Source organism: Tepidibacillus sp. LV47, assembly GCF_048381575.1.
GTDB lineage: Bacteria > Bacillota > Bacilli > Tepidibacillales > Tepidibacillaceae > Tepidibacillus.
In genome coordinates this window covers 1-25,667 of sequence record NZ_JBLWIF010000006.1, presented here as the reverse complement: position 1 = coordinate 25,667, position 25,667 = coordinate 1, and the positions used below count along the sequence as shown (strand labels likewise).

The window sequence follows — 25,667 nt, the reverse complement described above, 5'->3', positions numbered from 1 at the left end:
AATCGAAGGAAGAACCTAATCTATATAACAGAGGAAATTTTAAGTTACCCAAATCTAGGGATCAAAAATCTATTCTTCTAATTTTTCTTAAACTTTATTTACTCCACTTGGTGTAAACAATTTTTCTAATATTAGTGTAAATGCTCCTATGGCTTGGGCATTTTTACCTAAATTAGAAACAACGATTGAAACCGCCTCTGCTGATGTAGATAATGCCCGACGTTCAACAGTTTCTTTTAGAGTTTTTAATATAAAGTTTCCCGCTCCTAAAACCCCTCCACTTAAAATAATCTTCGATGGGTTAAATGTATTAATTAAATTGGCAATGCCGATCCCCAGATACCTGCCAGTATCTGCCAAAACTTCTTTAGAGAGAACATCCTCTTCAAGTGCTGCTCGATAAATCATTTCACTCGTGAGTTCATCAATATTCTCTAACCAATCTAGCAAGATGGTTTCTTTTCCCAAACGTATGTGTTGACGCATTCTAGAAACTATTGCTGGGGCAGCTGCCAAAGCTTCTAAACACCCATAATTCCCGCAACTACACTTTGGTCCGTTGATATCGATCGTGGTATGACCTACTTCACCCGCTGTAAACGAAGTACCGTGGTAAAGTTTGTGATCTATTATAATTCCAGCACCAATTCCTGTTCCCACATTTACACAAACAAAATTACTGATATCTTTTCCTTGGCCAAACCAGCTCTCCCCTAGAGCAAGAGCTCGTACATCATTTTCTACTTCAACATTCATTTGAAAAATTTGTTCTAAATGGGACTTAATAGGAATGTTCCGCATATTTAAATTAGGTGCAAAGATAGAAATCCCTTTTTCAGGATCAACAAGACCATGCATCCCTACCCCAATGCCTAAATAGGAACTCCTATTCTTTCCCGTTTTTTCAATAAGATCTCGAACAGCTTTTGTAAGTAAGTCTAGAAACTCTTCTACCGTTATCCCTTTGGCAACCGCTTCTTCTGTCTCTTCAATAACAGTTCCATCTAAAGTGGCTACGACTCCTTTAATCTTATTAGCCCCGCCATAAACGCCAATCACATAAAAGGCTTTGACATTCAATTCTAATAGGATCGGTTTTCTCCCACCTGTTGATTCTCCCAATTCCTTTTCCACAATAATCTTTGATTCCAATAATTCACCCACAATGTTTGTTACTGTTGGAGGAGTGAGGGTTGTTAATTTAGCAATCTCAGCCCTAGAGATGGGACCATGCTCCCGAATCACATTTAAAATGGTTGCTTTATTTAATGCTTTCATTCCTTGAAAACTGCCAATTTGCATCGAATGAGACAAACTTTATCACCTTCCTAGCGGATGAGAATATCAGGCCGTTGATAGATCTTCCCTTCTTTTTCTACGGTTAGATAGACCCAATTTCCCGTATGTGTCAAGAATTCATTTTCTTGTTCACCAACTAAAATCGTGTCCTCTGATTTAATTCCCCGAATTGCCGGATTCCAAGCAAACGCTTGGTTCACATGAACAACTCCCACACTTGTTGGTGTGGCCAAAAATTCACGGGAAGCGTAACCTGTTGGTCCTCCTTGGTGAAGAAAATGCCAGTCATCTCCATGGCCAACTTGACGATACATATCAATTCCCTTTTGGAAAATCTCTTTAATTGGAACACCTGGTCTAGTGGCTAAATTAAATGCTAGATCAATTTTTACCAATTTTCGTCGGTTTTCGTCAATTTCTTTTGGAAGAGAACCAAAGTGAACAAATCGGGTTGCATTGGTAACAAGTCCCCATTTTTCCCCACATACTACTATCATCGCATACCTGTCCAATTTTTTCTCTGTTGGGATGGGATGACGATATCGGTAAATACGTTCGTCTGTTGCAACAAGAAGCACTTGTGGATTGATCCCTTTAGCCATTAATTTTTTTGCCAAAATGGCTTGAATTTCAAATTCACTCATACCCCGTTCAATTTCTTTCGCCGTTGATTCTAATGCATGAGCCGTTGTTTGTGATAACTCACGATAATGTTCAATTTCAAAAGGCTCTAAAACATAAGCTAATTCAGCAAGTTTTTGACTAATCTCTTTTCCTTCAATACCGCTAATAGTATCTAATGGAACATCTACTCCTATCCTTTTTCCCTTTACCATTTTACGAATCGTTTCTTCTGTTCCCTCATACCACTCAGGACTAATCATCTCAAACCTGAGTCCTTCTAATTCTTCTTCTTCAATGCGTGCAGCTTCCATCTTTGTAGTAATGCAATATTGACGATCTGGAAAAATCAATAAATCAGCTACGCCCATTTCTGTTGTTTGCACAATATGATTTACCTTTCCCCCTGTTACCCAGGAAAAACTTCTTCGTTTCCTTAAAAGAACAGCGTCTAATCCTTCCATTTCCATTAAATTGCGTAATTTTATAAGACGCTCTTTTACAATAGTCTTCCTATCCATTTCATTTCCCCCAATTCATATTCTTTGACAAAAAAAAGATTATTTATTAATTTAATTAATTTAATTTGATCATATCCCCTTTTAACTAATTTGGCAATAAAATTTTTGAAAGGTGTATAACGTAATAATGTAATAAAGAAAAAACCGTGCTTATCTATAACACGGTTATTTCTATTGTCTATTGATTATTAATCTTTCTTTTCCCTTATCTTAGGCAAAATCTTTTTCATATCGATGGTACGTTTCTTCTCCCAAGTAGATGGATCGTTTTCATCAAACTGCTCTAAAAAATCAATCACCTCTTTGGTTAAAGGAGTTGGCGTGGAAGCTCCTGCCGTTACGGCAACAGTTTTTTTCCCTTTTAACCATTCGATATCCAATTCGGATAAATCCGCAATTCGATAAGCAGGAACTTTCGCGATCTCTTCCCCAACCTGTGCGAGGCGATTAGAATTATTACTTCGTGGATCACCAACGACAATGAGGAGGTCGCTTCCTTTGGCTTGTTCAGCTACAGCCTCTTGTCTGGTTTGGGTAGCCATACAGATCTCATTATAAACTTCTGCATAGGGATACTTTTCTAAGACTTTCTTCACAATATGAGCAATATCCCATTGGCTCATCGTGGTTTGATTCGTAATCAAAATTTGATCAGATTTTAGATTTAATTTTTCAATGTCCTCTTCTTTTTCAATCAAATGAACATGGTCAGGAGCAACACCAATCGCTCCTTCTGGTTCTGGATGACCTTTTTTCCCAATATAGATAACTTCGTAGCCCTGCTTTGTCTTTTCTTCAATCAAAATATGTGTTTTCGTCACATCTGGACAGGTTGCATCGATTACAACAAGTCCTTTTTCTTTTGCTTTTTCTCTTACTTTTGGTGAAATCCCATGTGCTGTGAAGATTACCGTTCCATGGTCAATCTGATCTAATAATGCTAAGCGGTTATCTCCGTCTAACGTAATAACGCCTTCTTCTTTAAACGCTTCTACTACATGTTGATTATGCACTAGCATTCCTAATATATATATCGGCCGAGGTAAAGATTTATCCATCGCCGCATTTTTCGCTATTACCATCGCATCAACAACCCCGTAACAATATCCTCTCGGAGATATTTTAATTACCTTCATGAATTTACCTCCTATTATTAGCCTATCCCTTATTGTAGCATCGATCTTAGAAAACACAATTCTGTTCTTTTCTTTAAAAAAGAAGTTATTCCTAGCATAAAAAATGCTCATCTTTCATAAAAAAAGAAGGTGAACATTTTTTTAAAAATTTTGCCATTTCATATTGTCAAATTAAGCTATACGGAATATAATAATTCTTAATTAATATGTCTTTTTTAGTTAATTAGTATAGCATATTTTCGAACTTTTTATTTAAATAATATCATTAATGATTTAGGGGAGGATTTTTTCATGGGATTAAAAATGGCTGATTTAAATTCGATCTTAGAAGGAACCACCGTTTATTACAACTTATCTGTACCAGAAATTGTTGAACACTCCATTAAACGTGGAGAAAGCATGTTGACAAAAACAGGAGCCATTCGTACAACGACAGGAAAATATACAGGTCGTTCCCCAAAGGATCGTTTTATTGTTGATGAACCCGAGTATAGTGCTAAAATCTCTTGGGGAAAAGTAAACCAACCTATCTCTCCAGAGATTTTTAAAAATCTTTATAATAAAGTTTTAAACTACTTAAGCAACAAAGAACTGTTTGTCTTTGATGGTTTCGCAGGGGCAGATAAAAATTACCAACTTCCTATCCGCGTTGTTAATGAATATGCATGGCAAAACCTCTTTGTTCATCAACTCTTTATTCGCCCAACTAAGGAAGAATTAAAAACTCATCAGCCTGAATTCACTGTAATTGCCGCACCTGGTTTCAAAGCCGATCCAAGCGTTGATGGTACCAATTCTGAAGCATTTGTTATCATTAATCTGAAAGAAAAAGTAGTTCTCATTGGTGGAACCGAATATGCGGGTGAAATGAAGAAATCGATTTTCAGTGTGATGAACTACTTATTACCTCAAAGAAATGTTCTTTCGATGCATTGCTCTGCAAATGTAGGAAAAGACGGCGATGTTGCTTTATTCTTTGGTTTATCTGGAACAGGAAAAACTACCCTTTCTGCTGATCCCAATCGTTTCCTTATTGGGGATGATGAGCATGGTTGGTCAGAAGATGGCATCTTTAATATTGAGGGTGGTTGCTATGCAAAATGTATCCGCCTATCTGAAGAAAATGAACCACAAATATGGAATGCGATTAAATTTGGTACTGTATTAGAAAACGTAGATATCGATGAAAATCGTAATTTAGATTTTGATAGTGACCGATTAACAGAAAATACCCGTGCAGCTTATCCATTACATTATATCCCTGGTGCCGTTATTCCAAGTAAAGCTGGTCATCCTAATGTAGTGATCTTCTTAACGGCTGATGCATTTGGCGTATTGCCGCCAATCTCTAAACTTACAAAAGAACAAGCAATGTACCACTTCTTATCTGGATATACGAGTAAATTAGCTGGTACTGAGCGTGGTGTAACGGAGCCTGAAGCAACCTTCTCCACTTGCTTTGGCGAACCATTCTTACCATTATCTCCAACGGTTTATGCCGAAATGTTAGGAGAAAAAATTACGAAACACAATGCGAGAGTTTATCTTGTAAATACGGGCTGGTCTGGTGGACCATATGGTGTAGGACAACGAATGAAAATTGCTTATACCCGTGCAATGGTTACAGCCGCCATTAATGGATCGATTGAAAATTCAGAGTTTATAACAGATCCAATCTTTGGGTTACAAATCCCAACACAAATTGAAGGTGTTCCTTCTGAAGTATTAAATCCTAGAAATACATGGGCAGATAAAGAAGCATATGATCGACAAGCTAAAGACCTTGCAAGACGTTTCAATGAAAACTTCAAAAAATTCTCCCATGTCTCTGACGAAATTAAATCGGCAGCACCCTTAGTAAAATAGTCCAAGTTAAATAATCCAGACACGAGAAAAGAACCATCCCCAAGGTTCTTTTCTCATTTTTTATATCGCCTTATATAGCATTCAATGGCTAAGAATAGGCTGCTTTCAATTGATTTTAGCACACCATTCACTTCTTAAAACTCATATTGAATCGTTTTACCTGCATACAATTTTTGAAAACTAGTTGTAAATATTTGTTGAAACAAATACTCAGCCACACCTCCTGTACAATGACCTGTGATTAGTTTTTCTACTCCTAATTCTTTTAAACTCTCTGCTGTTTGAATGATTCTTTCTTCAGAAGCAGTGAGTAAATGAAATCCTCCAATCACGGCATAGGGTTTTTCTCCTCTACTCAAATGAATTCCATGTTTCACAATATTGACGATACCTGAGTGAGAGCAACCTGAGACAATGACTAATCCTTTCAAAGTTTTCATATAAATAGCACTATCATCTTCGATTAGATCATCTATCCATTCCCCATTTACTTCCGTTTGTAATTGAATCGTTAAATCTTGCTCAAAATCGGTCACTCTTGGTACTTGCCCCATAAAAAAAAGGTTATCGATTACCTCAAAAGATTCTTTTGTTAAATACCAAACTCCACCTAATTTTTCTGCAATCTCTTTTGTTCGGTCATTTTCCATTCCAATATTGGTACTTTTGCCTTTATAGTATGATTTTTTGAATACGAGAGGATGGGCCACAATCGGTAAGTCCTCTCTTTGAATCTTTTCTAAGATTCCAAGAAGTCCACCCGTATGATCATAGTGAGAATGAGACAAAACGATTGCATCGATTTTTTCTAATGGGACTGACAAGCGCTTAGCATTAAATAAGATCGGTTCATGGTAAATTCCTGTATCAAATAAGACGCGCTTCACTTCCCCACTTTGATAAAAAATTTCAATAAAAAAGGAGATTCCATGTTGAGCGAGACACCGACCACCCCCTGCATAATCATCTGCAAGTGTAACGATTTTGACCTTTTTTACCCCACTCATTACATCCCACCCTTTTCTTTTTAATAAATACTTTATTCTTGAAATCAATTTAATTTCCTCTTTTATCAAAATCTTTTACTAGAACAATAGGTTTTATATTTTTTTGCAAATTCTACTATACTTCTATTCCATTCTGATTTAATATATAGTTGTCATGTGTAAAGACAATTATATATACAAAAGAGTGGGGGTAAAAACGATGAATTTGAGTAAAGAGTTTAAAAAACTAATCGGGATCGCTGGTTTGGGCTGGGCATTTGATGCCATGGATGTAGGTTTACTATCATTTATCATGGTTGCATTGACAAAGGAATGGGGATTAAGCTCCTATCAAACAGGATGGCTTGGATCGATTAACTTAATTGGAATGGCAATTGGAGCAACTATTGGTGGCATTTTAGCAGATCGTATAGGAAGAAAGCCTATCTTTCTTTATACCTTATTATTGTTCGGTATTGCAACAGCAGGTAGTGCATTAGCCACTGGTTTTGCGGTGATGTTTGTCTTTCGTTTTCTGATCGGACTTGGTATTGGTGCTGAACTACCAGTTGCCTCTACCCTCGTAAACGAACATGCACCAAAACATATGCGTGGCCGAGCTGTAGTAATCTTAGAAAGTTTCTGGGCCGTTGGTTGGTTATTAGCTGCTCTTCTCGCTTATTTTGTGATACCTAACTTTTCTTATGGGTGGAGATTGGCTTTAATTATTGGCGGAATACCCGCAATCTATGCTGCATTGATACGTAAACAAGTACCAGAGTCTCCAGTCTATCTTGAAATTCAGAAAAAAGAAAAACAAAAGAGGAAAAACGAAACAATCAACCTCTTTAAGCATTATAAAAAAGAAACCATCACTCTATGGACCATTTGGTTTGTGATCGCTTTTTCCTACTACGGAATGTTCCTTTGGTTGCCTTCTGTTCTCGTCGGTAAAGGATTTACGATGATTAAATCGTTTGAGTATGTATTTATCATGACCATTGCCCAATTACCTGGATATTTTCTTTCTGCTTATCTCGTGGAAAAATGGGGGAGAAAACCTGTACTCGCTACTTTTTTACTTGGTACGGCTGCTAGCGCATGGTTATTTGGAGGAAGTGAGCAACAAGCACAACTTCTTCTGTGGGGATTACTACTCTCTTTCTTTAATCTTGGTGCATGGGGCGCTTTATATGCCTATACACCTGAAAACTACCCAGCCGAAATTCGCGGTACAGGTTCAGGTTCTGCCGCTGGATTTGGCCGAATCGGAAGTATTATTGCTCCAATTTTAGTCGGAATCCTAATTGCAAACCAAGTAAACTATCAGATCATTTTCCTTATTTTCACAGCAACAATTATTATTGGCGTTCTTGTTTTGTGGTTCATCGGTAAGGAAACAAAAGAGGTTAATATAGGCTTGTAAACCGTACTCGGTTTTACAAGCCTTTTTATTTATCCTTATGGTTCCGTTGTTTTGATAGGATGATTATTGACAAGTATATCTTTTTCCCTTTCTCGAACCAAAATAATAGCCAAAAGAACGAGTAACATTCCTATGACCTGAAGCAAAGTTAGCTTTTCACCAAATTGAAAAACACCAAGCAAAGCGGCCACAACGGGTTCAATAGTTGAGACGATTGATGCACGACTCGACTCTAAACTTTCCAACCCTTTCGTATACAGAATATAAGCAAGTACAGTTGGTAAAAAACTTAAGCCAATCATATAAATCCATGCCGCTTTTGCTGAAAATAATTCCATCGATGTCCAAAAATGAGTCATAGGAATTATTGCTATACTCGCAAACACAAATGTATAGAATGTAATCGTCAATGTATCATATTTAGATAATGCAGCTTTTCCAAAAATACTATACAACGCATAGCCAATCCCTGAACCGATTCCTGCCATTAGCCCTTTAGGAGAAATGTTTACTTCCTGCTCAAAAAGACCAATGACTAAAGTGGTTCCAATCAAAGTGATTAACAATGAGAAGATTTTACCTTTTGTTAAAGTTTCTTTAAATATGATCCAAGAAAGAATCGTGACAAACGCAGGAGCAGTATATAATAAGACAGCGGCAACAGATAAAGATACTTCTTTTATCGCGGTAAAATAGCTCCAATTAAAAAAAACAATGCTGAAGATTCCTGTTCCTATAAAATAAAAACTGTCTTTCCATGCGATTTTTAACAATCTTCTATCCTTAAGCACAATATAGATAAGAAGAAAAAATGCTGCAATAATCGCACGAACAGCCACAACTTGAAGCGGAGAAAAGTGATATTTATATAGTCCCTGAACAAAAAAACCAATCAATCCCCATAAAATTGCACTCAAAATAACAAATATATAGGCCTTTTTCATCGTTCACCTCTAATTCTTTTTTTCCCTTTTTTCCCTAGGAAATAAAGAAGAACCTCCGTCCTTTTATCCCATTATATACCATAATTTTTTAAAAATGTTCTTTAGAGACAAAAAAAGAGCCGAATCTAATGATTCAACCCTTTTCACATAAAAATGATATTCAATTATGGATGGGTCATCGATTGTAACGCTTGTGCACATTCATGAATGTGACGTGTATAGTCCTCTACAAGTTGACGTGCAATCACACCATGGGCATCATCAACCAATCCATCGGTTCCAATATTGACGACATTCACTTTTACTTCTCTTGGATCTAAATAGGTTACACGAAAGTCAAAATGATACCCTTGTCTTCCCTTGGTATCGATATGAACCAATAAAGAATTTGGCGGATCTTCCAAAGCTTTAACCTCTGCAGAATCGGAGGGGTTCAAATAATCAGGAAGGGTATCATTCCATGCAGCAACTAGTGTATTTAAATCGACGTTCAATTGATTTTGGTTGCTCATATACAACACCTCCACTTTTTTAGGGTGTTGCAAGTAAAAGGCTTTTATGCGATTTACTGGTATAAATGACAGGCCACAAAATGATCCTTTAAAAAGCAAAAATAACGGTTCTTTTTCTGTCTCAGAATCGATGATTTCTTTCAATTTTAAATATTTTTCTGGATTAGAGTTATTAGTAAGGTAACGAATAGATCGACGATAGAATCGTGTGGGGAAAGCTAAATAGGAGAAAAAAATCCTCCATTCCATATCATTGATTGGGGTAGATAATTTTGATTGGTAGCCATGAAGGAATGTAAAGACCATGTTGGAATCCCAATCGTAGGGTTTTGCATGATGTTCAAGAAAATGTGCAAGGTCCTTTACCCGTTCTGCATAAGATAATGTCTCAAAATCGATAAACCAAACCTCCCCTTTTTGATCCAACATGATATTTCGGTGTTGCAATCCCCCGTGGCATAAAGCGGCTGACTCAGGATGAGAGGATAAAAGTTTGTTATAATTAATATTTTGGATATATTGATAAGCTAGGCTACAACGTTCAAGTAAAAAATCTAAAATTTTCACTTCTAATGAATGGGAAGATTGGTATAAAAATTTCTCTTTCATTTTCGTAAGTTTTTGATAAGCTCTAAAGAGAAATAATGGACGTTTTCCCCATTCATATCTGAGACTATCTTGCTCTGGTCTAATTCCTACCGTAGCTTGATGAAAATCAGCTAAGGCTTCCCCTATTACTTGTACATATGGATAGCTATGATTAGGAAGCTCTTGTAGTTCAAGCCACTCCTCCATAAAATAATCCTTGTCTTCAAAGTGAATTAAATATTTTCCTTCTTTCGAACGTAAGAGTTTAGGAATTTTAATAAATCCATTTTCTCTAATCTTATTCAAATACTCTGCAATAAGAGGAAGGTCTGGCAACTCTTCAGCCCCTTTAAACCCAAAAGAGCCATGGGATGTATTCACTTTGTAGACTGCTCGAATCTTTTTCATTGAATAAACATCTATACCGTAATGCTCCTCAATGAGTGTTTTTACAATATTTTCTGAAAGGTCCACATTCGCTGAAAGCATCAAAAAACATCCTTTTACTTCAATTTTTCAGTTATTCTTCACAATCTAACAAAAAGTTGTTATAACTTCCATTTATTTTATGTGTGTTTATCCATTTTTGTCACTGCCAATATATCCATGATTCGATAAATAATTCTAGATACAAGTTTTCAAGCATGTCACTCCAGCCAAGTGCGTTTTCTTTTTATCCAATGACTATATCAACATTTTTGATCTGAAATGGGAAACAAGATCTAACTAGAACTAGAGAAGAAGCAATAGAATGGATAAAACAATAAGAGGGGAGAAACCCCCTCTTAATGGTTATGTTTTGATGTTCCTAAAGCTTTTTGCTCATTAAGGATTTATGTATGTTTATGTATGGTGGAGGCGAGGGGAATCGAACCCCTGTCCGAAAGCATCGCCACATCAGCTTCTCCGAGTGCAGTTACTTGAGGAAGGTTTCACTTATTCGACTGCCAAGTAACAAGCGTTCGAATAAGCTAGCCTGATTGATCTCTTCGGCTACCTCCAGGCGGAAGGTAAACCGCGTAGCCCATTACGTCTGAGCCCTAGCCATTCCACATGGGCGATAGAATGGTAGAGCCGCAAGCTGAATTAAGCAGCTAATGCGAGATTATTGTTAGCTTTGCCAGTTATTTTTGGCATCGCGTTTTTACGAGGTCGCTGCCCCTCGACTCGCTACTGATGCTCGATCTACTCCCGTCGAATCCAAAACGCCCCCATATTTAGTTTAATGCAACCAATAATATATCATAAAATCTATACTTTTTAAAGATGCACCTTTTGCCATCAATATTTTTGTTTTTCCCGAAGTGCTCTTGCCATTTCACGGTTTGCATCCCTCTTGGCTATCGCTTGCCGTTTATCGTATTGCTTCTTCCCTTTTGCCAAAGCCAAATCGATTTTTGCAAACCCATTACGCAAGTAGAGCTTTAATGGAATTAAGGAATATCCCTTTTCTTTCGTTTTTCCAATCAATTTGCGAATTTCTTCTTTATGAAGGAGTAACTTCCTTGTTCTTGTTGGTTCGTGATTAAAGCGATTCCCTTGTTCATATGGGCTAATATGCATGTTATATAAGAAAACTTCGCCATTTGCGATACGTGCAAAGCTATCTTTCAGATTGGCTTTACCTGCTCGGATCGATTTAATTTCGGTTCCAGTAAGCACGATACCCGCTTCATACGTATCTTCAATAAAATAATCATGGGTTGCTTTTTTATTTTGGGCCACTACTTTTATATCCTTTTTCCCCATACTCGTGCTCACCTCAATAAAAAAATTAAATTACCCATAAACATTATTTTATTATGAAAAACACTCTAATTCAATATAAATTTTTAAATAAAAGCAAAATCTCCCTTCAAATAAAGGGAGATAAAGATGAACTATTTTCTTTTCTTTTTCTTTTTCTTCTTAATAAGAAGGCTTTGGTCCTCATTTTCCCAACCTTTTTTCTTTTTCCCTTTCTTTCCTTTCCTCACCTTTTCAATTTCAATCACTTTTGGTCGGTTATTTTTCCGAGTTGCCTTCGGTTTCATATCTACCAATTCAAAATCGATCGTATGGTCATCAATATTAACATTGACCACTCGAACTTTGACCATATCGCCAATTCGATAGATTTTACCCGTTCGTTCACCAATCAATGCATACTGTTTTTCATGGAAATAATAATAATCATCAGTAAGATAGCTAACGTGAACCATTCCCTCGACTAAATTGTCTAACTCGACAAACATGCCAAAGGAAGTGACCGAGCTAATAATACCTTCAAATTCTTCGCCAATTTTATCTAACATAAACTCAGCTTTTTTCAGTTGTTCTGTATCCCGTTCTGCTTCCACAGCAACTCGTTCCCGTTCAGATGAATGTTCAGCTACGATTGGCATGAGCTCTTGAAAATGAGTATGACGTTCTGGTGATAGATTACCGTTTTCTAAGATTTCTCGGATGATCCGATGGATCTGTAAATCAGGATAGCGGCGAATCGGTGAAGTAAAATGAGAATAATAATCCACTGAAAGGCCAAAATGGCCCAAAGGCTCCGCATCATATCTTGCTTGTTTCATCGAGCGCAACAACACTGTACTAATGATCGTTTCTTCTGGTGTATCTTGGATTTCTTCTAATAAGGTTTGTAATGCCCTTGGATGAACCTGATTGCCAATTCCTTTTACTACATAACCAAAATTGGTGATAAACTCGGCAAAAGCAAACAATTTATCTGGATCTGGATCTTCATGGACCCGATATAAGAAAGGAGCCCGTAACCAATAAAAATGTTCAGCTACCGTTTCATTGGCAACTAGCATAAATTCTTCAATGATTTGTTCGGCAATAGAACGTTCTCTTTTTTTGATTTCGATGGGTTTTCCTTTTTCATCAACAATGATTTTCGCTTCATCAAAATCGAAGTCAATGGCACCTCTTGCCATTCGTTTCTTTCTTAAGATCATCGCAAGATCTCGCATCATGCGAAAATCCTCTATCAGATTTTGATAGCGTTGCATTAATTCAGGGGGTTCTTCTTCAAGAATACGCCGTACATCGTTATATGTCATCCGCTCATTCGTTTGAATTACACTAGGGAAAATATCATGATTAACAACTTGACCTTGAGGTGTTATCTCCATTTCACAACTCATGGTTAAGCGATTTACCCTGGGATTTAGCGAACAGATGCCATTAGATAAACGATGGGGAAGCATGGGAATCACCCGGTCCACAAGATAAACACTAGTTCCCCTTTTATACGCCTCTTTGTCTAGCGCTGACCCTTCTTTTACATAATAAGATACATCTGCAATATGTACGCCGAGTAAATAGTTGCCATTTTCCAAACGTTCGATGGAGACAGCATCATCTAAGTCTTTTGCATCTTCGCCGTCAATCGTTACCATTTTCTTATTCCGTAAGTCGCGGCGTTTTTTCATCTCTTCTTCTGTTGGTTCATCAGGAATTTGTTCCGCTTCTTTCAGTACTTCTTCAGGAAAGGCTTCAGGTAAGCCATATTTGCGAATAATCGAGAGGATATCGACACCAGGATCATTTTTATGTCCTAAGATTTCGATGACTTCCCCTTCTGGACTCATCCTTCCTTCAGGATATTTATTAATTTTCACTACAACCTTATGCCCTTCAACAGCTCCGTTTATCTTTGACTTAGGGATAAAAATATCTTGAAAGATGCGTTTGTCATCAGGGATGACAAAACCATAAAATTCCCCTTCAGTAAAAGTACCGACGATTTGATCATTTCCTCTTTTTAGAATGCGGACAATTTCCCCTTCCATCCGTGGTCCAGATGTTTTTTTACTTACCCGTGCTAATACAAGGTCGCCATTCATCGCCCCATTCATATCGGTCGCATGAATATAAATATCGGGTTCTCCTTTTTCTTCCTGAATGACAAAACCATAGCCTTTTGGATGGGCTTGTAGTCTACCTTTGATCAGATTCATCTTCTCTGGAAGACCATATCGGTTTGCTCGTGTTCTTACGATATCCCCATTTTCCTCTAATTGGTTGATAAGTTTTACAAACTCTTTAAAACTAGCCGCATCAGAAATCTCAAATACTTCCTCTAATTCTTTAATGGTCATCGGTTTATAAAGGGTTTCTCTCATAAATTCCAGTATATTTTCTCTTTTTATTTCCATCGTTCTTTCCTCATTTCATCCAAGAGATTTCTTATTCATTATCCTTTCCAAAAAATCGCGAATATCTGCATAAATTTGTTCCTTTTCGTAATCTAATGTCATGATATGAGATGTTTTTTCATACCATTTCATCTCTTTTTTCTTGGAAGCAACATGATCGAAAATAAATTGGGCACTTTTTGGTTGTACCGTTTCATCCTTTAATCCTTGCAACACTAGTACGGGAATGGTTACTTCGTTTAGCTTTTCTTTCACTTCCTGAATCAATTGATGAAGGCTTGCAATACAAGCGATGGGTGTACGATCATAACTATCTAAATATTCTTCGATATGGGGAGCTTTTTTGCCTGATTTGGCTTGATAAGCTTTGATGTATTTTATCCATCTTGCTAAAGCTATTCGTTTATCGTGAACATAGATGGGAGCAGCTAAAGAAATGACTGCTGCAAGAGGTCTTTCCGTTGCTAATTTAAGGGATAAAATGCCACCCATAGAAAGTCCAATTGCAATAATATGCTGATATCCTTTTTCTTTTAAATCATCATATGCTTGTAATACACTGTAAAACCATTCTTCTTTATTCGTTTTTGCCATCTCTTCCGGTGTGGTCCCATGGCCTGCTAAAAGGGGAGCAGATACTGTATATCCTTGTTGATGTAAATACTCCCCTAATAATCTCATCTCAGCTGGTGAACCCGTAAATCCATGGATCAATAAAATACCAACGGAACGATGTCCTTCATGGAAGAAAGGATTGGATTTTTTATACGTGTTTTTCATTTGCATTCCCGCCTGTTCTTCAGAAAAGAAAAAATCATCAACAAGCTGTACCACTTTTTCTTTTTCTACATCCAAGCAAATGAGATGTTTGGAGTTAGATAAAAAATGAAGATATTTTTCCTTTGATTGAATCGTTTGATAAATCTCCTCAGCACTTTTTGGATCCACTAAATCATCTTTTAGTCCCTGAATAATGAGAGTAGGGACTTTGATTTTTTTAATATACGGTTTTAACTCTCGAACCAGTCTACGAAAATGAAAGGTTGAAGAGACCGGTGTATTTTTTATTTTATACCAATACCGTTGATAATGATCCTTAATCGGCTGATGAATAAACCCTTCAAAAAAATCTTTGATCAACCTTCCCAGATTGATATAATACAAACTAGCACTAAGTAATACCAACTTTTTCACAGGATATTTCGTCGCTAAATAGCTTGCGATCATCCCCCCCATAGAGAAACCAATTAAATATAACTCATCAACTTGCTTTGCCATCTGTTCTACAGCCTCTTCTGCACTTCGGATCCAATCTTGCCAATGAGATTGTTTCATTTTTGATCGTTGTAATGGATAACCATGACCAGGCAAAACAGGGGTTGAGATAATCAATCCTTTTTTTTGCAAGTGTTTGGCTAGAATTTCAATTTCTCGGGGACTTCCTGTAAACCCGTGGATCAATACACAACCTTTTTTCTTCATAAAATGTCTCACCAACGATTATAGGTTTGTACATTCCAACGCTGCTTCTAACCTTACGGCTTTCCGTAAATAAGGTCGGTAGAAAAACTCACTCTAAAGAATCAGCTTAATCAGCTTATAGAACATAAAGGCCAATTAAAGAAAAAACAGCAAGTGTTTGCTTGCTGTTACCTTTTATTATGTCCAAAATTTTCTTATCCCTTAACAATATAAGCAACGGTTAGTGATAAGAGAATAAATCCTACAGCTAAAACAATCGTGGCTTTTTCTAAGATGGCATCCATTCCCCGAGCTTTTTGTTTCCCGAATAAATGTTCGGCTCCTCCTGTAATAGCACCAGATAAACCTGCACTTTTACCCGATTGCAATAAGACCGCAATAATCAGTCCTAATGAAAAGATCACTAAAAGGATTTTCAAAAATAAGGCCACCGTTTGCACCTCCCTCAGGTGTTTAACAAAATTAAAAATATCATATATAAGCCTAATATTCAAGTTTTTCGTTAGAAAAAGGGGTTAATCTCGATTTTTTCCTTAACCATGCGAATATGGTTGCTCCCATTAAGAGAAAACCTAAATACCCCATAATTGGATAAACTGTACCGACCAATTTGGAAAAGCCAAATAAGCTTGATACATAGGCTAATATTCCTGATGCAATCAAAGCATACTTAAATTTTGGGCTTTCGGATGAAACCATTCGAGAAGTAAACGTATAAAGCATTCCAACAGCAGTGTTAAAAATCATCCCTAAAATGATGATAGAAAGAATTGGCGCTAACCAGGGAAATTGTTGATTGGCTAAATATAAAGTAGGTAAATCAATTCCAGTCAATTGATCAAGATGGGATAACATTCCTAAATGAATGATGAGAACAAGGAGACCTAGGGTTAATCCTCCCATCATACCTCCCATTCCTAAGGTTCTCTTATCATAAGAAATTCTTCCACCCATTGTAATCAAAATTGGAGCTGTAGCCGCTAGATTATATGAAACATATAAAAAAGCACCAAAAATCCAATTACTTGCTGCAGCCTTATCAGGTTTGGCAAACGAAGCTAAAGTTGCAAAATCCTTATCCATCGTAAAATATGCACCAATTGTAATGATCAAAACGGCAATTAATAAAAAGGGTGTAAAAATACTAATCACTGATACCATTTTCTCCATCTTTAAAAGAAGAGTAAGAATTGTTAGAACTAAGATAATAATACTACCGATGGTAACAGGTACTCCAAATTGTTGATTTAAAACAGCTCCACCACCAGCTAACATAACTCCTGCAACACCAAACAAAAAGAAAGTAATAATGATATCCATTAACCACCCTAGATATTTACCGCTTATCAGATGAATGGCTTGTTTATGTGAGCTAGCATTCATACCTGAACCAATTTGAAGCAATTGATAACCAAACCAAGCAAATAAAAGCCCAGCAACGATTCCACCTAAGGTTCCCCACCAACCAAAGTATGTAAAAAATTGTAAAATTTCTTGCCCCGACGCAAAACCAGCACCTACCACTACTCCAACATATGCTCCTGCAATATTAAACATTTGCTTAACGTTCATCAAGTATCCCTCACTTCGTTAATTTTTTATAATTTTCTGATAATTTATGGAAAATTGAATGGCTTTTTGGCCATTCTTTTTTCACCCTTAAGGACGAAAGATCTTACTGTATAAAGTGTATTCTTCAATTTGTTCCAGATTCGGCTCAAAGCCAATTCCCGGACCATCGGGAACAATGATTTCCCCGTTATTCACTTCAACCTCAGGATGAATGATATCTTTCTCCCAATAGCGAGATGAGGCGGCCGTATCCCCTGGAAGAATAAAATTAGGCAGGGTTGTTAAAGCAATATTATGGGCTCTTCCAATTCCCGATTCGAGCATTCCTCCACACCAGACAGGTATGCCCTTTTCTTTACATAGATCATGAATTTTCTTTGCTTCTGTCAAACCACCTACTCGCCCAATTTTAATATTGATAATTTTGCAACTGCCTAATTGAATCGCCTTCCTTGCATCTTCAACCGAATGAATGCTTTCATCTAAGCATATGGGAGTTTTTAATCTTGCTTGCAAAGCCGCATGATCTATAATATCATCATGGGCCAAAGGCTGTTCGATCATCATAAGATTAAAATCATCCAGTTTTGCTAAATGATCCACATCATCTAAGGTATAAGCAGAATTGGCATCAGCCATCAACTGAATAGAAGGGAATTTTTCCCGAATTTGTTGAATAACCTGAACATCCCATCCTGGCTTGATTTTCACTTTAATCCGTTTATAACCTTCAGTTACATATTGATCTATGATCTTCAATAGATCGTCTATTGATTTTTGAATACCTATGCTAATACCAACTTCAATTTTCTCTTTTTCACCTCCTAAAGCTTTTGCTAATGAGATGCCCTGTTCCTTGGCATAAAGATCCCAAACGGCACCTTCTAATGCCGATTTCGCCATGTAATTTCCTTTTATATGAGCAAAACGTTGGGAAACTTCATCAGGATGGTTAATGGGTTCTTTAAAAAGTAAAGGAATTAAAAAATCCTCCATGATATGCCAATTGGTTTTTACCGTTTCTTCTTTATACAAAGGTTCAGTAAAAGCTACGGACTCTCCCCAGCCAGAGATTCCATCCTTATTTTTAATTTCTACAAGAATAAATTCTTTATCTTGTTGAGTCCCAAAACTCGTTGTAAACGGATGCTTTAGTCGCATTTTTAAATGTCGTAACGTAATGTGCTTAAATTGCATGATTTTCCCCTCTTTTCGTTAGAACATAAAAATTAACTCCATTTTGGTCGTCACTTGATAGCTTAAAGAAATCTGTAACTGCCCAACCTTTTTCAAAATAATAGGTAAATACTTCTCTCGTTTTCATTCGCCAATCGGATGCCAATTGAAAATCTAGGTGTTTTAATTGTTGAAATTTGCTAGGGATTGGTACAAAAAGGAAACCCTGATGTTGATCCAAGGATAAATGAAGTGACGTGGCAATAGGTAACCCAATATCATTCACTTTCCATTCGATCAAAGCATACTTAGAATTAAAATTCCGCTCATCAAATCTTACACCCTTACTTTTTTGTAAAACACGAATATCATTTAACCACCATTCTACTAAAAAACGATCAGAAGGAAGGCCTTGATTTAATGAATCATTCATTTCTCCATAAGCATTAGAAATATAAGTAGAAGTGATTGCGCCTAGTTTTCCGATATTTAAATAAGCGTTTACACTCTCTAAAGGATCATATGTCCATGTGATCAGTTGATAACCTAACTTTAAGGCTTCTTCTCTTTGTGCGCGTTTTAATTTTTCTCCTATTCCCAAATGGCGAAATTCAGGATGAATGGCTAACATATGGGAACAAAGATAAACTTCTTTGCCATTATAACCAGCAAAACTATATTGAAAACCCACTAACTTTTCATCATAATAGGCCCCTAATACTAATCCTCCATTTTTAACTGCCGTTAATGTCTGATGGGTTGGAACGACTTCAGACATACCCCATACCATTTTTTCAAGCTCTTGTACTTTTTCTAATTCATCAATTTGCTTTAAAGTACGAATTTCTAAAGATGTCTCTACTAAATGTTCAGTCACCATTTTTCCCCCTTTTAAAGGTATGAACAATTGCCCTAGCTAGAATTTCCGCGCCTGAAACTAATGCCATATGATTAAAGGTCATTTTCGGATGATGTAAACCAGGTTGAAGATCACTGCCAAGCCCTAGCATCGTCGCTTTAATTGATGGTCTTTGTAATGTATAAAAGTGAAAATCTTCTCCACCTGGCGTAACAATGCCTGGTACCAAATTTTCTTCGTTTAACGTTTCCTTTATTGCTTTTTCCATGATCTGTTTCGCTTCTTGATTCACCTCTGCAGCAGGAATCTTATTTGAAGGAACGATTTCAATTCTTGCTCCATATAAGTCCCCAATCCCTTTTAATCGGAATTTGACTTTTTCGTAAAGTTCATCTAATAGTTGATTGGTTTGGGCCCTTATATCTAAAGAAAATTCCGCAAAATCGGGAATAATATTTGCATTTTCTCCTCCAGCTTTTAACTGAGTCATTTTAACTGAAGCAGGAATCATTGGATCAGTATAAATGGAGTGGAGAGCTTGAATTAAATGAGCAGCAACGTCAATAACATTAACTCCTAAATGAGGTCTTGCACCATGTGCTGCTGTTCCGTAAATTTTGCCTTTAATCAAAAGTGCTGCCCCATTAAAAATAGCTGAACTTGCTTTTCCGAAAGGTAACTCCTGAATGGGGCGTAGATGGACACCATAAAGATAGTCAACGTCATCGACCACTCCTTTTTCAACCATTTTTAAAGCTCCGGTTCCATTTTCTTCTGCAGGTTGAAAAATAATTTTTAATGTACCATTCGGTTCAAATCCAATTACTTTTAATAATTCTACAGTTCCTAACACGATTGCCATATGTCCATCATGTCCACAAGAATGATTAGCTTGCCACTTACCATCTAGTTCTTGCCACAATGCATCAATATCTGAACGTAAAGCGACTGTTAAGCCTTTTTTATGTTGTTTTTGCTGATCCCAAATACCTACAACTCCTGTCATATCATTAAAAGTCATCGTTTTCAAACCTAATGACTCTAGGCGTTCTTTTAAATACATGGTTGTTTTAAACTCTTGCCAGCTGATTTCTGGATTCTGATGAAGGTAGTAAAAATCGTTCATGATTTTAGGCTTAATCATTTCAATACCACTTTTAATTTCCATAATTTTCTTCCTTGCTATCTAGAATTCGACTGAATTTCTAAAAATTTTTATTAGATTAAATTGATAAAATTTAAATTTATCTTATTTATGAAAACGCTAACAAGTCAATGTATTTGTAAAACTTTTTTCGACTTTTTTTACAATAGAATCAATTTTATGAATCATAAAATAAACGTGTGAGATAAGCCCCTCATTTACATCATAAAGCCCTTGGAATTGCCTAGTGATTCCAAGGGCTTAAAAGTCTTCTAAAAGATTTTTTGAAACTCATAAACTTCATATACGAGCCGGTACGTGTGATGGTGTGACGAAACCCCTTCTATTTTTCATATGGAATGTTACTGCATTTGACGCAATACCGTCTGTAAGATACCACCGTTACGATAGTATTCAATATCGACTACACTATCAAGACGGCAGATGACATCAAATTCAAACTGTGAACCATCTTGACGGGTAGCAACGACTTTTAATCTTTGACCTGGTTTTACATCATTATCTAAACCAAGAATATCAAATGTCTCAGTACCATCAATATTAAGAGACTTCCAGCTTAATCCTTCTGCAAATTGTAATGGAAGCACACCCATTCCGACTAAGTTACTACGGTGAATTCGCTCAAAGCTTTCCGCAATAACGGCTTTTACTCCAAGCAAGAATGTACCTTTGGCTGCCCAGTCACGTGAACTTCCTGTACCATACTCCTTACCAGCAATGACAACTAATGGAGTACCATCTGCCTGATACTTCATTGCTGCATCATATATTGGCATGACTTCACCTGTAGGAATATATTTGGTTACTCCCCCTTCTGTTCCCGGTGCCACTTGATTACGGATGCGGATATTCGCAAATGTACCTCTCATCATCACTTCATGGTTACCGCGACGAGAACCATATGAGTTGAAATCTTTCCGATCGACTCCGTGATCTAAGAGATATTTTCCTGCGGGGCTGTCTACTTTAATATTACCTGCAGGTGAAATATGGTCGGTAGTAACCGAGTCACCGAGTAAAGCGAGGACTCTTGCACCCTTAATCTCTTCAATATCACCCACTTCTTTGCTTAATCCTTCAAAGAATGGCGGGTTTTGAATGTATGTGGAATTTTCATCCCATTGATAAAGTTTTCCTTTTGGAACATCAATATTATTCCATTTCTCATTTGCGGTAAATACGGAACTATATTGTTTACGGAAGAGTTCTGGATTCATCGAAGATTTGATAGCTTCTTGAATCTCTTCATTGGTTGGCCAAATGTCTTTGAGATATACCGGTTGGTTATTTTGATCATATCCAATTGGGTCTTTCGTTAGATCAATATCAACAGTACCCGCTAATGCATAAACCACAACAAGTGGTGGTGAAGCGAGATAATTCGCTTTCACTTGTGCATGAACACGTCCTTCAAAGTTACGATTACCAGAGAGTACGGATGCAACAGTTAGGTCATTTTCTTCAATGGCCTTGCTTACTTCATCTGGTAATGGACCGCTATTGCCAATACATGTTGTACAACCATAACCAACAATATGGAATCCTAATTGTTCTAGCGGTTCAAGCAAGTTTGCGTTTTTGAGATAATCGGCAACGACTCGAGAACCAGGAGCTAAAGAGCTCTTTACATATGCAGGTTTTTTTAATCCCCTTTCTACGGCTTTCTTTGCTACAAGTCCTGCCCCTAGCATCACGCTTGGATTGGATGTATTTGTACAGCTGGTTATGGCGGCAATCACAACAGAACCCGTACCAAGGGTAGTCTTCTCTCCGTTTGGATGTTCGACTTCAACGCGCTTTTCAATTTCTTCTTCAGATAATCCCAGTCCGCCTTTATCAATTGGTTTGCGAATCACTTCATTCCAAGCTTTTTTCATCTCTGTTAAAAGGATCCGGTCCTGTGGACGCTTTGGACCTGCTAAACTTGGAACGACAGTTGAAAGATCTAATTCAATGGTATCGGTAAATACTGGAGGTTCCATTCCATCTTCGCGGAACAATCCCTGTTCTTTATAATAAGCCTCAACCAGTTGGATTAATTCCTCATCACGACCTGTGAGGCGCAAATAATTTAATGTTTCCTGATCGACTGGGAAGTATCCCATCGTTGCACCATACTCTGGGGCCATATTGGCAACCGTCGCCCGGTCAGCTAGACTTATGTTGCTTAAACCATCGCCATAAAACTCGACAAATTTGCCTACTACACCTTTTTTCCGCAACATTTCTACAACCGTTAAAGCTAAGTCGGTCGCTGTTGCTCCTTCAGATAATTGACCCGTTAATTTAAAGCCAATAACTTCAGGAGTTACGAAATATAGAGGTTGTCCAAGCATTCCTGCTTCTGCCTCAATACCACCAACACCCCAACCTACAACACCAAGACCGTCAATCATTGTCGTATGAGAGTCTGTACCTACTAAACTATCGGGAAATACCTCGGTTTCCCCATCAACTTCTTTGGTTAAAGCTACTTTTGCTAAATACTCTAAGTTCACTTGATGTATAATTCCTGTCCCAGGTGGCACAGCGCGAAAATTATCAAACGCATCTTGTGCCCATCGAAGTAACTTATAACGTTCCATGTTTCTTTCAAACTCAAGATCCATGTTATATTGGAATGCATCATCTGAACCAAACTTATCAACCATAACTGAATGATCGATGACAAGATCTACTGGAACAAGGGGATTGATTTTCTCCGGATCGCCACCTACATCTGCCATTGCTTTTCGCATCGAAGCAAGGTCAACAACAGCAGGTACACCCGTAAAATCTTGCAAAACAATCCGTGCTGGTTTAAAAGGTACTTCTTTGTCTTTTCCTGCCCCTTTATCCCAGTTTGCTAATTGTCTTACATGTTCTTCTGTAATCGCCTTACCATCCAATTGACGTACAGCTGCCTCAAGTAACACCTTAATAGAAAAAGGAAGTTTTGATACGTTGCCAATTCCTTTTTCTTCTAAGGCTTTGAGAGAGTAATAAATATACGTTTTGTCTCCCACTTGAAGGCTTCTTTTAACAGAGAATACGTCGTTATTTGCCATGCTTTTCCCCTCCTTATTAATAATGAAAAGAACCGTTTCACTTGATGAAACAGGGTTCCTTTCTTTCTCTTATCGTTTTTATTATACATGTTTTTTGTCAATTCGGATATATCCTTTTTTTCATATTTTTTTTAATTTTTCTCTCTTTACACTTCTATTGATGTCCCCTATAATTTATTAAACAAAATTTCGTTTCATACCTTAAAAAGAATGGAGATAAGAAAACATATGGAAAGAGAAGCAAATGAAAAAAAATCTATTGTTCGAGCCGTTGACCGATCCTTAGATATTTTACTTTGTTTCCTGCAACACAAAGAATTAAACTTGACAGAAATCGCTCATCTTGTATCCCTTCATAAAAGTACCGTTTTCCGTTTAGTGCAAACTTTAGAAAATAAAGGATTTCTCATTAAGACAATGGATACAGAAAAATACCGCCTCGGTTATAAAATTTTAGAGTTATCGGCAAATATTGTGGGGAAAAATGATCCAGCAATTTTGTTTCTCCCTGAAATGCAATCTTTAAGAGACAGAATTGGCGAGACTATTAGTCTTTACATTAAAGATGGCTATGAACGATTACGGATACAATCGGTAGAAAGTCAATTACCGATCCGAAGAGTTGCACCAGTAGGGGCCAGAATGCCTCTTTCAGTTGGCGCCTCAAGTAAAGTTTTAGTCGCCTATTCTGATTCCGGTGAAAAACAACAAATCCTTCAATACTTAAAGGAAAATGAACAAATTGATTTAGAACAATTTGAAAAGCAACTCTCGAAAGTAAAAAACCAAGGATATGCGACCAGTTTTGAAGAACGGGAACAAGGAACCTCTGCGGTCTCTGTACCTATCTTTAGTCATTCGGGGAAAATCCTTGCCGCATTAACTGTCTCAGGACCCATCAATCGATTAACATACCGGAGAATTAAGGAGATTATCCCTATACTTGGAGAAAGTCAAAAACGTTTAAATCGTTTAATCCATCTATAAAATATGTCGAAGGTGCTGTGATAACATAAGCGATGGTGGGAGTTTTTTTTTATTAAAGGGTCATACTAAAAAAGAACAAGATTGATCTTGTTCTTTTTAAATGGGTTTAAAAACAATGACAGGAGGTTCTCTCATTGGCAGATAAAAATCCAAAAGCAAAAGATTCCCTGTATGAAGGCCGAGATAAAATGTTTATGGATATTGATCGAATGACAAATGAAGGATTGGGTGGGGGCTATATCGCCGCAAAAAATGTCAATGGTTTGATTGAGGAATCGACTGTAGACACCATGAATATTCCTGAAGAATGATCTAAAAAAGAAAAAGAGCAAATTTTAGCAAAAAATGACCGCCGCTTAGAAGCCATTGAAAGATTTCGCGATGAAATTGAAGATGAAGTTCACGATTAAAAAACAAAGAGGCTGTCCCAAAAGTGAACTGCCCCCTGTCAAGTAGACAGTGGAAATAATTAAAATCATCTAAGCGGCTTTGGCTCTATATTCCATAGGGCTGAGGCCGTTTAGTCGTTTCTGAAGTCGTTCATCAAAGATTCCATTGGTGCATTATCAATACACCTGCCCACACGTGACATACTATGAGTCATCTTTGCCTTATCAATTCTTTTTTTAAATCCAAGCGAAGTATATTGAAATCCACGGTCACTGTGAATTAATGGTTGTTCTCCCTGTAACGAGGCAATGGCTTGATCTAGCGTTTTAAACACCAACTGATTATTGTTCGAATGGCCCAGCATGTAACTAACAATCGAACCATCATATAAGTCAAGAATCGCACTTAAATAAGCTTTCTTAGAAGATCCATATTTGAGTTCTGTGACATCAGTGACCCATTTTTCATTTGGTTTACTTGCTTTAAACTCTCGGTTCAACACATTTTCAGTCACATGCTGAGGTGACGAACGAGGATAATGCTTTCTCTTTCTTCGAATGACAGATTGTAGGCCAGAAACTTTCATCAGTCGATAAATTCTCTTGTGATTAAAGTTTTGATTGAATATTCGATTCATATGTAACGTCATTCGACGGTACCCATAAATGCCATTAACTTTTTCATGAAGGGCCTTCATCTCTTTTATGATTTCCTCATTCTGACGTTCTCTCTCAGAAGGTGTGCGATGGATCCATTTGTAGTAAGAAGACCGCGCGATCCCAGCGATATCACAAAGTAGAGTAATAGAAAAGCCTTCTTCCTCATGTAACTTTTGAATAGCTATATATGTATCGGGAAATCGTACCTGGCTTATTCCCGCCTCCTTTCGAGTTCCTCTAACTTTTTTAAGAATGCGTTTTCTGCTCGTAACCGTTC

At 37.1% G+C, this 25,667-nt stretch carries 19 protein-coding genes, 1 other RNA gene and 2 pseudogenes; 5 read left to right on the top strand and 17 right to left on the bottom strand.

What is annotated here, in order from left to right:
• Positions 1-87: 87 nt before the first annotated feature.
• From ACMW72_RS08145 to ACMW72_RS08135, 3 genes are all read right to left on the bottom strand, one after another.
• Positions 88-1,314, bottom strand: a complete 1,227-nt coding sequence (locus ACMW72_RS08145) for an ROK family protein (protein ID WP_418368342.1) — start codon at positions 1,312-1,314, stop codon at positions 88-90.
• Between the two features lie 14 nt (positions 1,315-1,328).
• A complete protein-coding gene (locus ACMW72_RS08140; protein WP_418368341.1) occupies positions 1,329-2,441 on the bottom strand; it encodes a M24 family metallopeptidase in 1,113 nt (370 codons plus the stop codon).
• 188 nt (positions 2,442-2,629) lie between these two features.
• The gene (locus ACMW72_RS08135; RefSeq protein WP_418368340.1) at positions 2,630-3,577 is read right to left on the bottom strand and encodes a 4-hydroxy-3-methylbut-2-enyl diphosphate reductase; all 948 of its coding nucleotides are present in this window, start codon (positions 3,575-3,577) and stop codon (positions 2,630-2,632) included.
• Positions 3,578-3,868: 291 nt separating this feature from the next.
• Between ACMW72_RS08135 and pckA the strand changes: the two genes are divergently transcribed.
• Positions 3,869-5,443 carry a phosphoenolpyruvate carboxykinase (ATP) gene (pckA, locus tag ACMW72_RS08130; RefSeq protein ID WP_418368339.1) on the top strand — a complete coding sequence of 525 codons (1,575 nt, stop codon included), beginning with the start codon at positions 3,869-3,871 and terminating at the stop codon, positions 5,441-5,443.
• A gap of 134 nt (positions 5,444-5,577) precedes the next feature.
• Here the strand turns inward: pckA and ACMW72_RS08125 are convergent, their stop codons facing one another.
• A complete protein-coding gene (locus ACMW72_RS08125; RefSeq protein WP_418368338.1) occupies positions 5,578-6,450 on the bottom strand; it encodes an MBL fold metallo-hydrolase in 873 nt (290 codons plus the stop codon).
• 199 nt (positions 6,451-6,649) lie between these two features.
• Between ACMW72_RS08125 and ACMW72_RS08120 the strand changes: the two genes are divergently transcribed.
• Positions 6,650-7,855 (top strand): MFS transporter, encoded by a 1,206-nt coding sequence (locus ACMW72_RS08120; protein ID WP_418368337.1) that lies wholly within the window; start codon positions 6,650-6,652, stop codon positions 7,853-7,855.
• 35 nt (positions 7,856-7,890) lie between these two features.
• On the opposite strand, the gene ACMW72_RS08115 is transcribed toward ACMW72_RS08120, so the two are convergent.
• From ACMW72_RS08115 to acnA, 12 genes are all read right to left on the bottom strand, one after another.
• Positions 7,891-8,799 (bottom strand): DMT family transporter, encoded by a 909-nt coding sequence (locus tag ACMW72_RS08115; RefSeq protein ID WP_418368336.1) that lies wholly within the window; start codon positions 8,797-8,799, stop codon positions 7,891-7,893.
• A 164-nt stretch (positions 8,800-8,963) separates the two neighbouring features.
• Positions 8,964-10,388 (bottom strand): phosphotransferase, encoded by a 1,425-nt coding sequence (locus ACMW72_RS08110; protein WP_418368335.1) that lies wholly within the window; start codon positions 10,386-10,388, stop codon positions 8,964-8,966.
• A 361-nt stretch (positions 10,389-10,749) separates the two neighbouring features.
• Positions 10,750-11,112, bottom strand: a transfer-messenger RNA (tmRNA) gene (gene ssrA / locus ACMW72_RS08105).
• A gap of 68 nt (positions 11,113-11,180) precedes the next feature.
• On the bottom strand, positions 11,181-11,648 hold the full coding sequence (gene smpB / locus ACMW72_RS08100) for an SsrA-binding protein SmpB (RefSeq protein ID WP_418368334.1): 468 nt from the start codon (positions 11,646-11,648) through the stop codon (positions 11,181-11,183).
• Positions 11,649-11,779: 131 nt separating this feature from the next.
• Positions 11,780-14,053 (bottom strand): ribonuclease R, encoded by a 2,274-nt coding sequence (gene rnr, locus ACMW72_RS08095; protein ID WP_418368333.1) that lies wholly within the window; start codon positions 14,051-14,053, stop codon positions 11,780-11,782.
• A gap of 15 nt (positions 14,054-14,068) precedes the next feature.
• Positions 14,069-15,535, bottom strand: coding sequence for an alpha/beta hydrolase (locus ACMW72_RS08090; RefSeq protein WP_418368332.1), 1,467 nt, complete (start codon positions 15,533-15,535; stop codon positions 14,069-14,071).
• A 194-nt stretch (positions 15,536-15,729) separates the two neighbouring features.
• Complete coding sequence (gene secG, locus ACMW72_RS08085) at positions 15,730-15,966, bottom strand: preprotein translocase subunit SecG (RefSeq protein ID WP_418368331.1); 237 nt, start codon at positions 15,964-15,966, stop codon at positions 15,730-15,732.
• Positions 15,967-16,018: 52 nt separating this feature from the next.
• Positions 16,019-17,107 carry a hypothetical protein gene (locus ACMW72_RS08080; protein WP_418368330.1) on the bottom strand — a complete coding sequence of 363 codons (1,089 nt, stop codon included), beginning with the start codon at positions 17,105-17,107 and terminating at the stop codon, positions 16,019-16,021.
• An 87-nt stretch (positions 17,108-17,194) separates the two neighbouring features.
• Positions 17,195-18,304 (bottom strand): o-succinylbenzoate synthase, encoded by a 1,110-nt coding sequence (menC, locus tag ACMW72_RS08075; protein WP_418368329.1) that lies wholly within the window; start codon positions 18,302-18,304, stop codon positions 17,195-17,197.
• Complete coding sequence (locus ACMW72_RS08070) at positions 18,294-19,160, bottom strand: GNAT family N-acetyltransferase (protein WP_418368328.1); 867 nt, start codon at positions 19,158-19,160, stop codon at positions 18,294-18,296. Before ACMW72_RS08070 ends, menC begins: the two co-directional genes overlap by 11 nt.
• Positions 19,153-20,304 (bottom strand): M20 peptidase aminoacylase family protein, encoded by a 1,152-nt coding sequence (locus ACMW72_RS08065; protein ID WP_418368457.1) that lies wholly within the window; start codon positions 20,302-20,304, stop codon positions 19,153-19,155. Before ACMW72_RS08065 ends, ACMW72_RS08070 begins: the two co-directional genes overlap by 8 nt.
• Before the next feature lie 344 nt (positions 20,305-20,648).
• Positions 20,649-23,354, bottom strand: coding sequence for an aconitate hydratase AcnA (acnA, locus tag ACMW72_RS08060; protein ID WP_418368327.1), 2,706 nt, complete (start codon positions 23,352-23,354; stop codon positions 20,649-20,651).
• A gap of 228 nt (positions 23,355-23,582) precedes the next feature.
• On the opposite strand from acnA, the gene ACMW72_RS08055 reads away from it, so the two are divergent.
• The 3 genes and pseudogenes from ACMW72_RS08055 to ACMW72_RS08045 form a co-directional block, all read left to right on the top strand.
• Positions 23,583-24,341, top strand: a complete 759-nt coding sequence (locus ACMW72_RS08055) for an IclR family transcriptional regulator (protein WP_418368326.1) — start codon at positions 23,583-23,585, stop codon at positions 24,339-24,341.
• A gap of 134 nt (positions 24,342-24,475) precedes the next feature.
• Positions 24,476-24,652 (top strand): hypothetical protein, encoded by a 177-nt coding sequence (locus ACMW72_RS08050; RefSeq protein WP_418368463.1) that lies wholly within the window; start codon positions 24,476-24,478, stop codon positions 24,650-24,652.
• A gap of 15 nt (positions 24,653-24,667) precedes the next feature.
• Positions 24,668-24,751: pseudogene (locus tag ACMW72_RS08045) on the top strand (small acid-soluble spore protein Tlp); the annotation flags it as partial.
• 69 nt (positions 24,752-24,820) lie between these two features.
• Here the strand turns inward: ACMW72_RS08045 and ACMW72_RS08040 are convergent.
• Positions 24,821-25,667, bottom strand: a pseudogene (locus ACMW72_RS08040) (IS3 family transposase); the annotation flags it as partial.

Bases quoted from the DNA above. Each gene is read 5' to 3' on its own strand.
- ACMW72_RS08140 (WP_418368341.1), bottom strand. From the start codon at position 2,441: ATGGATAGGAAGACTATTGTAAAAGAGCGTCTTATAAAATTACGCAAT.
- ACMW72_RS08135 (WP_418368340.1), bottom strand. From the start codon at position 3,577: ATGAAGGTAATTAAAATATCTCCGAGAGGATATTGTTACGGGGTTGTT.
- pckA (WP_418368339.1), top strand. From the start codon at position 3,869: ATGGGATTAAAAATGGCTGATTTAAATTCGATCTTAGAAGGAACCACC.
- ACMW72_RS08125 (WP_418368338.1), bottom strand. From the start codon at position 6,450: ATGAGTGGGGTAAAAAAGGTCAAAATCGTTACACTTGCAGATGATTAT.
- ACMW72_RS08120 (WP_418368337.1), top strand. From the start codon at position 6,650: ATGAATTTGAGTAAAGAGTTTAAAAAACTAATCGGGATCGCTGGTTTG.
- ACMW72_RS08115 (WP_418368336.1), bottom strand. From the start codon at position 8,799: ATGAAAAAGGCCTATATATTTGTTATTTTGAGTGCAATTTTATGGGGA.
- ACMW72_RS08110 (WP_418368335.1), bottom strand. From the start codon at position 10,388: ATGCTTTCAGCGAATGTGGACCTTTCAGAAAATATTGTAAAAACACTC.
- smpB (WP_418368334.1), bottom strand. From the start codon at position 11,648: ATGGGGAAAAAGGATATAAAAGTAGTGGCCCAAAATAAAAAAGCAACC.
- rnr (WP_418368333.1), bottom strand. From the start codon at position 14,053: ATGGAAATAAAAAGAGAAAATATACTGGAATTTATGAGAGAAACCCTT.
- ACMW72_RS08090 (WP_418368332.1), bottom strand. From the start codon at position 15,535: ATGAAGAAAAAAGGTTGTGTATTGATCCACGGGTTTACAGGAAGTCCC.
- ACMW72_RS08080 (WP_418368330.1), bottom strand. From the start codon at position 17,107: ATGAACGTTAAGCAAATGTTTAATATTGCAGGAGCATATGTTGGAGTA.
- menC (WP_418368329.1), bottom strand. From the start codon at position 18,304: ATGCAATTTAAGCACATTACGTTACGACATTTAAAAATGCGACTAAAG.
- acnA (WP_418368327.1), bottom strand. From the start codon at position 23,354: ATGGCAAATAACGACGTATTCTCTGTTAAAAGAAGCCTTCAAGTGGGA.
- ACMW72_RS08055 (WP_418368326.1), top strand. From the start codon at position 23,583: ATGGAAAGAGAAGCAAATGAAAAAAAATCTATTGTTCGAGCCGTTGAC.